Origin of the sequence: Sphingopyxis bauzanensis (assembly GCF_002205675.1) — a bacterium.
GTDB lineage: Bacteria > Pseudomonadota > Alphaproteobacteria > Sphingomonadales > Sphingomonadaceae > Sphingopyxis > Sphingopyxis bauzanensis.
The window spans coordinates 746,074-758,529 of record NZ_NISK01000002.1 but is presented as its reverse complement, the minus strand read 5'-3'; the positions used below and the strand labels follow the sequence as shown (position 1 = coordinate 758,529).

The following is a 12,456-nucleotide window of genomic DNA, read 5'->3' as shown; positions in this document are numbered from 1 at the left end:
CCAAGCGGCTCCGTCAACCGAAAGCCTTACGGCTGCTCGGTCGGCGTCCACAGATCGTCGTTGCCCGCGCCGGTGACAGGATCGTCGAGCAGCGGTTCGCCGCTCAGCGGATCGAGGTCGCGCATCGTGATCAGCGGCGAGACGGGCAGGCTCTGGCCATCGCTATCTTCGCCATCGGCGGCGACTTCTTCTTCGATGACATCCTGAACCGGAAAGCTGCTTTCAAAATCGAAGCTGACCGACGTGGTGCAGCTGGCGACGTTGCCGATCAGGCAGCCGTTGATGGTCGATTGGGCGTTGAAGCCCGTCTGGGTCACCGTGCTCGATCCTGACGGCGCGTTGATGTTGATGAGCGGGATGACGTCGAGCCCTGTCACCAGCCCGCCGCTGGCATTGCGATGCACCGCGTTGATGACCAGGCTGTCCTGATTGCCTGGGCCGTTGATGAACAGCCCGCCGGCGCCAAAGGTGATGCCGCGCCGCTCTTCAAAGGTGGTGCCGGTGCCGCTGTTTTGGACATAGACGCTGTCGTCCAGATTATGGTTGAGCGTGATACGGTTCGCCGCCAGCGCGCCGATGTCGCTGGTGATGCCGTCATTCTGTGCCAGGCGCGCGTCAATCGCGGTGGTCGAGGTCATCGTCGAAATGTCCGAAATGGCCTGGGTGGAGGCGATGACAATGTCGTCGGCCTCGATCGTCAGGCTGCCCGCCAGCTGATCGGGCGACGAACCACTGAGATGGATCGACCCGCTACCCATGATGATCTCGACACTGTCGCGCCCGAACAGGTTGACGTTCTGGCTGTCGGTCATGCCGGTAATGCGCACGTCGCCGTTGACGCGCATCTTGCCGGGGGTGGTGATGAGGAAGCTGCCATTGGCGCCCAGTTGTTGCGCGGCATTGATCGTGAAATCGTCGACAAAGACGTCGGGGCTGCGCGACGAACCGACCGACGCTCCTTGCGAAAACTCCAGCCGCTCGCCGCGGACGGTGATGTCGTTGCCGTAAATACGGGTGATTTCGGCGGCGTCCAGATGCCAGCCGTTACGCGTGCCGGTGCCGCCGATGTAGGTCGGGTCTTCGGTACTGATATTGGTGACCAGCACCGATGTTGTGGTTCCCAGCTGGCCGATCCGGCCGGTGCTGGCGATACTGATATCGCCCGATGCCACGATTAGATTGGGGCCGGTGATGGTGCCATTGATCGTCGCAGTGCCGAGGGCGCCCGCATACAGCGAACCCGCCGTCGTAACATTGTTCAGCACCATGTCCTGGTCGGCTTCCAGATTGACGTTGCCGGCCGACAATTGATCGACCGACAGGTCGTTGCCGGCTCGAAGATCGGCAAGCCCCGCAACTGTGGCGGTGGCGACCGCCAGATTGCCGCTGGTGCGGACGCTGGCATCGCCGCTGGTGGCCGTGAGATCGGTGAAATTGAGGCTGTTCTGCCCGATAATCTGGATGGTTTGAGCGGTCGCGCTGATCGCCCCATCCGCGTCGAAGGCATTGATGACAATGCCGCTATCCGTGCTCGACAGGCCGGTCGTGCCGCCGCTGCGCAGCGTGTCGATCAACATGCCGTCGGTTGCGGCCACCAAGACATTGCCCGCTGCGGTGCTGACTTCGACGAGGTTGGCCGTCGACCCGGCGGTGATGCCGATATCGCCGCCTGCGCGAATGACGCCGCCGGTCACCGAATCGGTCACCGCGATCGTGACATTGCCGCCGGCATTCAGCGTGGCGATGCGGTCGCCGACCGGCGTCACCAGCGTTGCAAGGTCGGCGCCAGTCGCGGTCAGCGCGATGTCGCCGCCGGCCTGCAACGGGCCGTTTGCCGAAATCTGCCCGGAGGCAGCGGCGGTAAGATTGGCGGCGGCGTTGAGGTTGCTGGCGGTGATGTCGCCTGCCGCGGCGGTCAGTGCGATATTCGACTGGTCGGGTGGCGACCCGACGACCTGGAACATGGCGGGGGACGACGGGCTGAACGGCGCAAAGATCAGCGACCGGTCGTCGGGGCCGGACCCGCTCGTTACCACGCCGCTGGCCAGGATTCCGTCCGGTGCCGTGATCGTCACATCGTCGCCGGCGGTGACGTCGGAGATTGTTGCGATCGTCCCCGCGAGCACAAACAAGTCCTCGCCGATATCGCCGCCTGCCATCGTCACGGCGCCACCGGCGTTCACGCCGAACATGCCGGTTGCACTGTTGTCGTTCAGATTGACGTCGCCGCCGGCGTTGATCAACACGCTCGATGCGATCGGTGGCCCGCTGCTCGAGCTCTCGAAGCCGGTGGCGTTCGCCGATGCGTTGATGTTCGCGGTCGACGTCAGGTTGATATTGCCCTCGGCGTTATAGGTGCCGCTGAGGTCGCCGTCCGCAAAGATCGAGATATCGTCCTCGACCTCGGCCAATGCGATCGCGACGGACCCGGCGCTGCCGACCGCGAACAGCGACCCGACGGTCGTCAGCGTTCCCGCAATGTCGATGCGAGTCGCATTGAGGTTGATGCTGCCGCCCGCATCGATCGATCCGCCGGTGATCCCCTCGGCTCCCGCCGTGTTGCCGGTCGCGGTCAGGGATACCGACCCGCCTGCGCCGATAGTGTTGAACAGGATCGACTGGCCATTGGCCTGAACGAAACCGCCCGCGGTCGAATTGCCCAGGTCGACTGCGCCCGGCGAGGTGACCAGGATGTCGCCGCCGGTGATGATCGAATTGAGCCCGGTGCGAAAACTGGCGCCGCTGGCGGTAAAATCATTGAGGGCATCGGCATGTTCGACCGAAACCGCGCCTGCGGCGGTGATGACAATATCGTTGCCGTCGAGTTGGTCGACGCCGATGCCGCCGAGTGTTGACGTCAGCGAAAGCGTCCCCCCCGCGCTGAGCAGGCTGCCCGGCGCGCTGCTGATTCCGGCCGCCGTCGCGGTGAAATTGCCACCCGCAGCGATCGTCGGTGCGGTGCCTTCGCGGAAATCGTGACGGATATCGATCTGGTCGGCGGCGTTGATGGTGAGGTCGCCGCCAACGGTCACGGTGCCGTTCGATTGGGCATAGGTGCCGAACGAACTGTCGGTGGTCAGCGTCATGTTGCTCGACGTCGTAATGGCGCCGCCAGTTGCGGCGAAGAAAATCCCTGCAGGCGCCTCGTCGGTGTCGTTGTTGGTCGGCGGCGCCGATCCCAACGCTTCGGCCGTCAGGCTGGTGAAGCTGACGTCACCCGTGTTCCGGATCTCGATCCGGCCAGCAGCGTCGCCGTTCGCGGCGATCGTCGTGGCGCCAAGCGCAATCGCACCAACGCCTGAGGAAGTGACCGAAGTGTCGATGACCGCGCGCCCGCCGATTGTGCCCAGCACGCCGCCGCCGGTTCCATTGCCCGCAGTTCCCGTACCGCCGCTGCCACCCGCGCCTGACGCGCCGCTGACCGTAATATCGACGGCATTTCCGTTCGACGTGATCGTGCCGCCGTTGGCCAACAGGCGTACCGTGCCGCCAGTTCCGCCGCCACCGGTGCCGCCATCACCGCCAACTCGCATCCCGCCAAAGCCGTTGAACGCGCCGCTGCCGCCACTGCCGCCGGTCCCCGCGCTGCTGAACGAAATGATACCGCTGGTGTCGGGACCGATCGCCACCGTTGCGCCATTGCTCGCGGCGATTTCCAGCGTACCGCCGGTTGCATCGCCGCCGTTTCCGCCCGCTGCGCCAACGAGTTCTTCCGACAAGAAACTGGAATTGGCGCTGCCGCCGCTACCGCCGGTGGCCGCCGTGACAAAATTCGCCTGGGTGACAAGGATGTTGGCGTTTGCGCCGTCGGCCTCGATCCGGCTGGTGCCTCCAATCGCAGTCCCCCCGTTGCCGCCCGCACCATCGTCGCCAACGCCGCCATCACCGCCGTCAGCCGACGCGTCCACGGTCACCGCCAGCGCGCCGGCATCAAAATTGGTGACGATGATCTGCGCCAGCCCGCCGATGCCACCGCCGCCGTCGCCGCCAACTGTTCCGAATCCACCAACGCCGCCGTTGCCGGTCGAGTCGCTGGTAACCGTTCCGGTCGCCGTGAAGCTGGTCGCAAAATCGACCGTGGCGGTGCCGCCCTGACCGTTCCCGCCGGTCCCGCCGACGCCGATCCCGGTAACCGATCCCGAACTGCTCGACGCAAACACATTGCCGCCGTCACCGCCGATGCTGCCTGCATCGGCGATCAGGTCACCCGTGGTCAGCGTACCCGATATAATATTGATCGTTGCAGACCCGCCGATGCCGTCCCCCGCGTCGCCGCCATCGCCAGCGACACCATTAAAGGCGAAATAGGCGCCGCCTTCGCCGCCCTCGCCATTGGCATAGGCAGCGAGCGTCGCGGTTTGGATCACCGCCGTGCCATCGATGTTGATCGTCGCGTCGCCGCCTTGGCCGATGCCTCCCGCCCCGGCCGGGGTCGGGTTGGCCGGATCATCATCGTTACCGTTCGCGCCGAACCCGCCGACACCATCGGCGGACACTGAAACATCGCCGCCGGTCAGCGTGCCGCCGAACAAGTTGATCGTTGCCGTGCCGCCGATCCCCATGCCAGAAGCAGCGGGATCGAAGCCGCCCTCGCCAGATGCCGACACCGACAGGGTGCCAACCGTGATTGTGCCGCCCGTTTGGGTAAAGGTAGCAGTGCCGCCGCGCCCCGTGCCGGCCACGCTGCCGCCAAAACCGTCGGCGCTGACACTCAGCTCGTCGGCGGTGAAGGTGCCACTCTGCATGTCAAAGGTCGTGGTCCCACCAACGGCCCCGGCGGCACCGTCCCCAGCGTTGATGCCTTCGGAGAAGCTGTTGGTGGCGCCGGTGGCGTCGAGAAAAATATCGTTGAACGTCATGCCGCCGGTGCCGGTGGTGCTGTTGCGCACCCGGACCAAAACGGTGCCGCCGATCCCCGATTCAAGCGGCGAAGCTCCGGCAGTCAAATTGCCGCCGGACACGCCGCTGGCCGAAAAGCTGGCAAAGTTGGCCATGGCGATCGTGCCGCCATCGGCGATTACCTGGATCGCGCCGCCTGTGGCCAAGGCATTGTTCGGCGCCGCACCGCTGGACGCTGACGCCACGAACCCGCTAAAACCGCCAGTATCGGTTGCGCTGATGGTGCCGTTGTTGGTTGCAAGCAGATCGATTGTTCCGCCATTGACTGCACCTCCGCCGTTGTCGGCGTTGGGTCGCTGGGCACTGGCATCGACAAAAAAGGATCCCGCGGTGATCGTCCCGCCGTCGGCGGTGACGTCAACATTGCCCCCGGTAGCGGTGCCAGCGTTAAACGTTGCCGACGACACGAAGTTACCGCCCGCGGCATAGATTTCGACAATGCCATCGGTAGAAAACACGCCGCCGGTTGTCGCGCTGATGACGACATCGCCGCCGGTGCCACTGCCGATGTTGTCGCTGACCGCTGTCTGGCCGCTGACATCGATAAAGGTGCTGCCGTCGTTGATGATGCCGCTGCCATTGGCAACCGCGATCGTGACGGTGCCGCCAAGACTGTCGCCCGACGTCGCCGAGATATTGCTGGGCGACAGGGCGCCGCCGCTCAGCGCGCGGGCGGTGAGTGACAGATTGTTCATGTCGACGTCGATACCGCCATCGACGGACAGGTCGACCGTGCCGCCGGTACTATTGCCGCCCGTCGCGCCTTCGATGCCGGTGCTGCCGCCGCCGAAGCCATTGGCTGCTATCGCGACGTCGCCGAGATCGATCGTCGCAGTGGCGTCGGCGTTGATGCTGATCGCTGCACTGCCGCCGGTACCGGCGCCGCCAATTTCGGTGGACACACCGGTAATGCCTGTACCGCCGAAGCCGTCGGCGCTGACACTCGTTGCCAGCGCACCGACCGTGGTTGCCGCGCCGGTGACTGCAATTCGTGCGCTGCCGGCGGTGCCGCTGCCCGATTGGAGATTACCTGTCTGGCCGATTCCGTTCGATGCAACGCTGATCAGACCGTTTACCGCTAGCGCTCCTCCATTGTCGACCGTTAGCGCAGCATTGCCGCCGCTGCCGCTGCCGCTGTTATTGACGCCAGTAGCCAGCCCGCCCGAATCATAGGTGACACCGCCGCCAATCCCCGTCGACTGAATCGACAAAGCGTTGGTGACTAGCGCGCTGCCTGCGCCCGAAATCAGGACACTTGCGTCGCCGCCCGTGCCATCGCCGCCATCGCCCCCCGTTCCGATACCCCCGGCGCCGATCGAAGCCACGGTCATCGCTCCCGCCGTAACGGTGCCGCCAAGGACCGACAGAGTCGCGTTGCCGCCCTGCCGCGACCCGTCGGTCTGAAGCTGTCCCAACGACTGGAGCGTCAGGGCGCCATCGACTTCGATCGCCTGATCGGCCCCGGCCGTCAGCGTCGCGCTCGCGTCGCCGCCGAAATCGGCGTCGCCGCGGACGATGATCTTGCCCGTTTGCGGGGTCGGCGGGGTGCTGGGCGGGATCATATTGTCGGGCCGACCGGCAAACGCGCCGCTGGCGTGGGCCACGACGCTGCTGTTGAACAACGTATCGCCGACGGTGATGTTCGCGGCGGTCGCGTTCGCCGGTGCGTCGTCGATCTCGCCATTGGTGATATTGTACCCCGCCGACAGGCGCACCGCGCCGTTGGGATCGACCTGCGCCGATACGGCGTCATAGCCGATCTGCCCCGACACCAGCATCGTGACCGCCAGATTTTTCGGGATCGCGACCATGTAGATGCGGCTGTCGTTGGGGTTGTTGTCCAGATGCGCCGGTCCGCCCGTGGTGCCGGTGTGGGTGATGACGTTGCCGCCTTCGGCGCCGACCTGCACATTGATGTCGAACAGCCCGCTGTTAATACGGATGTCAGCCTGTTCGGCGGCGACATAGCCGACCGAACCATCGACGCGAACGGCGCCTGCCTGCACAACGCGCGGCGCGACCAGTGCGACGTAGCTGCTGCCGGGGTCAAACGGGTTGTTGGCGTTGATTGCTGCACCGGCCGAGACCGTCACGTTTGACGTGCTGCCTGAAGCGCCGCGGAACCGGATTTCGCCTGACGGACCGAGCAGGCCGCCGGTCGTCAGGACATCGTTTGCCGTCAGCACCAAGCTACCGACGTTGATGACCCCTGTCGCGCCGATCAGAATACCACCGGCGTTGTAGAACCAGATATTCCCGCCGCGTCCACCCGAGGTGGCGAAGTCGATGCTGTTGACGGTGCCGTTGATCGCAATCTGATCGGCGATCGGCAGGCCCGCGCCCGATACGAACCGGTTGAGCACGATATATTTACCGTTGCCAGTAAAGCTGAGCGAATTGCCGGTGGGCAGAAAGTCGATCACCCCGCCGACCGGTGCGTTCGACGGCGTCCAGTTGATGATCGTCTGATCACCCGTCGTGTTGACGACCGTCGGCCCCGGTCCGGGCGCAGAAATTGTCGGGGTGCTGAGCCCTGGGCCGGTCACGGCCTGTCCCGTACCGGCCACCTGGGCGAACGCAGGCCCGCCATAGGCGAGCGCGGCGAGCCCCGCCACGATCGCGCAGCTTTCGAGCAGGCGGTGCTTGCCCTTGCAGGTCGGTGCGAGATTGGCCGTTGCACGCATGTCTGTGGTCCTCGATGAAATCGTCATGGGTCAGCGCGCCTTCACGCCAAATTGGGTCGTCAGCGACACCAGCAATCTGGGATCGGGCTTTTGCGCCAGGAAACCGCCGCGGTTGAGCGGCACCGCCATCGTCACGTCGAGCCGCGCGACATCGCCATAGGCGACGCGGACGCCGCCCCCTGCCGAAAAGAGCTTCTGCGGATTGAGACCATTGAACGCCGCGTCCTTGTTCCACACCCACGCCGCGTCGAAAAAGCCGAAGGGCTGGAGCGCGAACGCCTTGGTATTGGCGGGGACGAAAGAGCCGTAGCGCGCCTCAAACGCAACGCCGACGCCGCTGTCGCCGATGATCGTACCCGGATCAAAGCCGCGCCCGATGGTGAAATTGCCGCCCGAAAATTCCTCATAGGCGAGCAGCGGGTCGCTCGCCCATTGGGCGCGCGGCGCGGCGGACAGCGTGAACAGCTTTTGCGGTCGCCACTCGGCGAGCGCATTGGCGCGAATCAGAAAGGCGTCGGGTTTGCCATCGACGCGGGTCAGCGGCACCGCGCCGGGCAAGAAACAGGTGACGCCGCCGGGGCCGCAGTCGTTGCTGGCACCGAGGAAGCTGACGCCCTGGCGTGCTTCCAGCGCGGTCGACACCGCCCAGCGCGGTTCGCTGGGGCTGAAGCCGCTGCGGCCTGCGACCGAGCCCGGATCGATCCAGCTGGCGTCGGCGCGCAGGTTGAACACGCGCAGGCGGTCGCGGTTGATCGGCACGCCGCCGAGGCCGATGTCCTGATCGATCAGGTCGAGCCCGCCGCCGATGGTCAAGCGGTGCGCTTGCGTCAGCGTAACCGGGTATGCGGCAAATAGGCTGGCGATCTGCGTTTTCGACTTGATCGGAAAGGCGGCAATGTCGGGGCGGGTCCAGGCATAGGTATAGCTGGCGCCGAGACGCAGGCCTTCGCCGCCGACGCGGAATTCATGCGCCAGCTGGACCACTTGCTGTTCGTCGAAATCGGGGGTCGAATAGAAGCTGGCGGTCGTGAGATCGCCCATGCCGGTCAGTCCAGCAATACGGACGCGCGCGACCCCGCCCCAGCGCCCGACGTCGCGTGAACCAAAATTCTGGATATTGGTATCGAAGACGAAGGGGGTGCGAGCCACCAAGACTTCGCCGACGACCTCGCCGGGCACATTGCCGGGACGAAGGGTCAGCCGTGCGTCCAGTCCGGGAATGTCGCGCGCCAGCAACAGGTAACGCTCAGCGTCGATGACGTTGAACACCGGCTGGTCGTCGAGGCGCGAGAGATAGCGTTGCAGCAGTCGTTCACTGCGCCCGGCGTCGCCGCGCACTTCGATCCGCGACATGCGCGCCGCGAGAATATCAAGTCGCACGATACCGTCGTCGATCGTTTGCGGTGGGACGCGGACCGCGGCGAGATAACCCTGCGCGCGCAGCGTCGTCGCGGCGCGATCACGGATGTCGCAGACGACCGAAATCGGCAGATCCTGCCCGACGTGATCGGACCAGCTGGACGCCAGCGTCGCATTATCAATGCCCTCGACGCTCGAAAATTCGACGCCCCGCAGCGTGATGCGGACGTTGGCGAATTCGGGATTGGCAAGCGGGCAGGGCGCGCGCTCGATGCCGTCGTCGGCGGACACCACCTGTTCATTGGGCGGGGTCAGCGGTGCCAGCGTCGGTTGCTGGATTTCCTCGCGGGTCGGGATTTGCGGCGTAGCCTGCGCCAGCGCCGCGGCGGGCATCGCGACCGCGATCAACGCCGCCGACCCAATCAAGTTTCGGCGCAGCGCGACCCGTTTTGGCCACACGCGCGCAATATATCCCGAATCCCCCGTAATCATCACGACCCCTTAAGTACGAACGCGGCCGCGAAATCGCGGTGCGGAAATTCATAAAGCTCTGCCGGAGACCGGCAGCGCGAATTGTTCGACCCAAGGAAAGGTTCTGCCGTTCGGATCGGCAGATTTTCTTCTGATTGCTACCAGATGGACTGGGCAGGTTCAATGCCTGCCCGAATCCGTTTACCTCACCCCGCTTCGGAATCCGACAGCGCATCAACGAGCCGGTTGAGCTGCGGCGCGCAGCCCTTTGCCATCAGCATATCGACCGATCCTTCGACCGTGTCGGGGGCATTTTCCAGCGGTGTGAAGCGAACCGTCACGGGTGCGGTGAGGCCACCGCCCGAGAGGCGATAGTCGACGCCATATTGTACTGGCAGCACATCGGTCGGCCATTTGCGGAAATTGGCGCCGTCGACGATCGCAACGGTCGATTTTTTGCCGGCGCTTTCGATCTCCAGCGCGGTGTCGCCCTCCATATTGGGGCGCCACAGCATCAGCGTGGCGGGATTGGCCACGCAAAAGGTGCCGGATTCGCGATAGTCGAGCAGCCACAGGTTCGGCGCGCGCGCTTCGACGGGGACCGGATCGTTCGGCCCGCGCGAAAATCCGCCGCGTGAGCGCACTGTCGGCCCCTTGGCGAGCATACGCGTTACTGTGCCGCTCATCGATTGGCTGGCCTGGATCGTGCCGCTGGCGCCAAAGGTGCCGGGGCCGGACAGGGTGCGCGTCTTACCCGCCTGCATCAGCACGACCTTGTCGCCTGAGACGAGGGTCAGCTTGTCGGTAGATTTCAGCTTGGCGCCGGTCGGATATTTGCTCGCCGAAGGCCCGGTAGAGCGCACGACCATCGATTGCGCGGCAGCAGTACCGACGACCGCGACCGCCATGATCGCGGCGGCGGCGGTGAGGGCCAGACGGCCCTTTGGCAGATCAGGAAAGGACATAGCTTTCTCCATTTTTCGTATTGTTCAGACGTTCTATCAGAAACATGATGGCTGGATCCTGACCGAATTCCGCCTGTATTGCTGTGGCACAGGTCACATAGACATTTTTATCGTCGGCAATGTGCGCGGCGACCATTGCGGCGATGCGGGCACGCTGTTCGGGGTCGAGATCGGGACGCGGGCTGAACACATCGACCGGCTGCGCGCGGCCGCGCAAGGTCACCCGTCCCATCGGCGCCAGATCGTCGCGATCGGCGCGCGCCGCAGCCTCGGCCGAGATCAGGACGCCGGTCTTCAGCGCCTTGTTGGCTGCCTCGAGCCGTGACGCCGTATTCATGGCGTCACCGAGCGCGGTGTACTGGATGCGGCCTTCGCCACCGAAATTGCCGACGATCGCGTCGCCGACGTGCAGTCCGACGCGCGTCATGCCGAGCGGCGGGACGCCTTCGGCCATATCGACGCGAAACTTCTCGCCCGCTTCATACATGGCGAGTGCGGCGGCGGCGGCCTTTGGCCCGTCGTCGGGACGGCTGAGCGGTGCGCCCCAAAAGGCAACGACGGCGTCGCCGACGAATTTGTCGATCGTCCCGCCATGGTCGAGCACGATTTCGGAAAGGCGGTCGAGATATTCGTTGAGCAGACGCGCGACGGTTTCCGGCGTCACTGCGTGGCTGAGCTTGGTGAACCCTTCGAGGTCGGTGAAAACGCAGAAGATATTACGCCGTTCACCGTGGAGCGACAACTGGTCGGGGTCGCGCATGATCTGCGCCGCGACGTCGGCGGGCAGATATTTGCCCAGCGCCGACTGGGCAAAGGCGCGCTGGCGCGACCCGACGGTGCGCGCCGCGGTGCCGACCGCGGCATAGCCGAACAACCACCCGATCGCCCAGCCAAAGGTCGGCAGGGTGGTGGTATCGACGCCGCGGCCCTGCAACCAGAAGGGGAAAGCGATGAAAAACGCCATTTGCCCCAGAAAGGCGAGCGCGACCCAGCGCGCGCGCAGGTCGATCAGGCTGGTCAGCCCGCCCGCGAGCACGATCAGGATGGCGAGAATCCACAGCACCGGTCCGGCGAGCGGCCGCGACCACGCATTGTCGAGCTGCTGCGCCAGCATATGCGCGTGGACCTCCAGCCCGATCATCGTCTCGTGCTGGCCGGTGATCGGATCGAGAAAGCGACTGAGCGGGGTATTGAATTGGTCGTTGTCGATAATGTCGCCGCCGATCAGGACGTAACGGTCCTTGACCCCTTCGGCGAAGGCCGCGCGCGTCTCATCGTCCATCGGAATCGCGAAGCTGTCGATCGGAATGTTGGAGAAGACGGGCTCCTCTTGCCCCTTCGCGGCACGCGCGGGGACGAGGAAGCGAATATTGCCTTGGAAATTGCCGAAAGCCGGATCGACTGGCGCCATGGCGTTCGACATCAATGGCGGTAAATTCTTGGGCCGGCCGGGCCATTTGCGGATCACGCTGTCGTCGTCGGTTTGGAACAGCACGCTCGTTGGCTTGGTTTCGTCGGTCGCGACGTCGGCGATGAACGCTTCGAGAAATTTCTGCTGTTCGTAAAAGATCGTGTTCGGGTTGCTCGCCTGCTCGGCATAGGCGAGCCAGGTCGGCGTCGTCATCGCGCGCAGCTGGGTTTTCAGCACCTCGTCGTCGGGGCGCGGCGAGTCGAACGCGATATCGATCCCGATCGCTTTGGCGCCCATCTGGTCGATATTGCCGAGCGCATTGGCGAGCAGGGTGCGGTCGAGCGGCGACCGGATGCCGGTGTTGAACAGGGTTTCGTCGTTATAGGTGATCAGGACGATGCGTTTGTCCTGTTCGACATGCGGCGCCATCAGCGTCGCGCGTGCGTCGTATAAGGCGCGTTCGGCGGCATCGATCAGCGGCATCTGCCAGCTGAAGCGCGCGATCAGGATCGCAACGACCAGGAACAAGATCGTCGCCGCCAACCTTGACGGGCCGAGCTGCATGACCAATCGGCGCACGCGCTTGCCCAGCGGGACGGCGGGGCGCTGATCGTCCGGCGCAACCGGATCAGTGGCGGATATGCTGGCTTCGGACAGGGGCATAGTC

General features: G+C 64.9%; 4 protein-coding genes. All 4 read right to left on the bottom strand.

Annotated elements, in window-relative coordinates; all coding sequences use genetic code 11:
* Positions 1-26: 26 nt before the first annotated feature.
* The 4 genes from CDQ92_RS21820 to CDQ92_RS10200 all read right to left on the bottom strand — a co-directional run bounded on the left by CDQ92_RS21820 (position 27) and on the right by CDQ92_RS10200 (position 12,452).
* Complete coding sequence (locus tag CDQ92_RS21820) at positions 27-7,583, bottom strand: hypothetical protein (RefSeq protein WP_088441245.1); 7,557 nt, start codon at positions 7,581-7,583, stop codon at positions 27-29.
* Positions 7,584-7,613: 30 nt separating this feature from the next.
* The gene (locus tag CDQ92_RS10210; RefSeq protein ID WP_088441244.1) at positions 7,614-9,434 is read right to left on the bottom strand and encodes a ShlB/FhaC/HecB family hemolysin secretion/activation protein; all 1,821 of its coding nucleotides are present in this window, start codon (positions 9,432-9,434) and stop codon (positions 7,614-7,616) included.
* Between the two features lie 185 nt (positions 9,435-9,619).
* Positions 9,620-10,378, bottom strand: coding sequence for a hypothetical protein (locus tag CDQ92_RS10205; protein WP_088441243.1), 759 nt, complete (start codon positions 10,376-10,378; stop codon positions 9,620-9,622).
* The gene (locus CDQ92_RS10200; RefSeq protein WP_088441528.1) at positions 10,365-12,452 is read right to left on the bottom strand and encodes an adenylate/guanylate cyclase domain-containing protein; all 2,088 of its coding nucleotides are present in this window, start codon (positions 12,450-12,452) and stop codon (positions 10,365-10,367) included. Before CDQ92_RS10200 ends, CDQ92_RS10205 begins: the two co-directional genes overlap by 14 nt.
* Positions 12,453-12,456: the final 4 nt, after the last annotated feature.

What these genes read in the sequence shown, in the direction of transcription:
- CDQ92_RS10200 (WP_088441528.1), bottom strand. Translation starts at nt 12,452, where the DNA reads ATGCCCCTGTCCGAAGCCAGCATATCCGCCACTGATCCGGTTGCGCCG.
- CDQ92_RS10210 (WP_088441244.1), bottom strand. Translation starts at nt 9,434, where the DNA reads ATGATTACGGGGGATTCGGGATATATTGCGCGCGTGTGGCCAAAACGG.
- CDQ92_RS10205 (WP_088441243.1), bottom strand. Translation starts at nt 10,378, where the DNA reads ATGTCCTTTCCTGATCTGCCAAAGGGCCGTCTGGCCCTCACCGCCGCC.
- CDQ92_RS21820 (WP_088441245.1), bottom strand. Translation starts at nt 7,583, where the DNA reads ATGCGTGCAACGGCCAATCTCGCACCGACCTGCAAGGGCAAGCACCGC.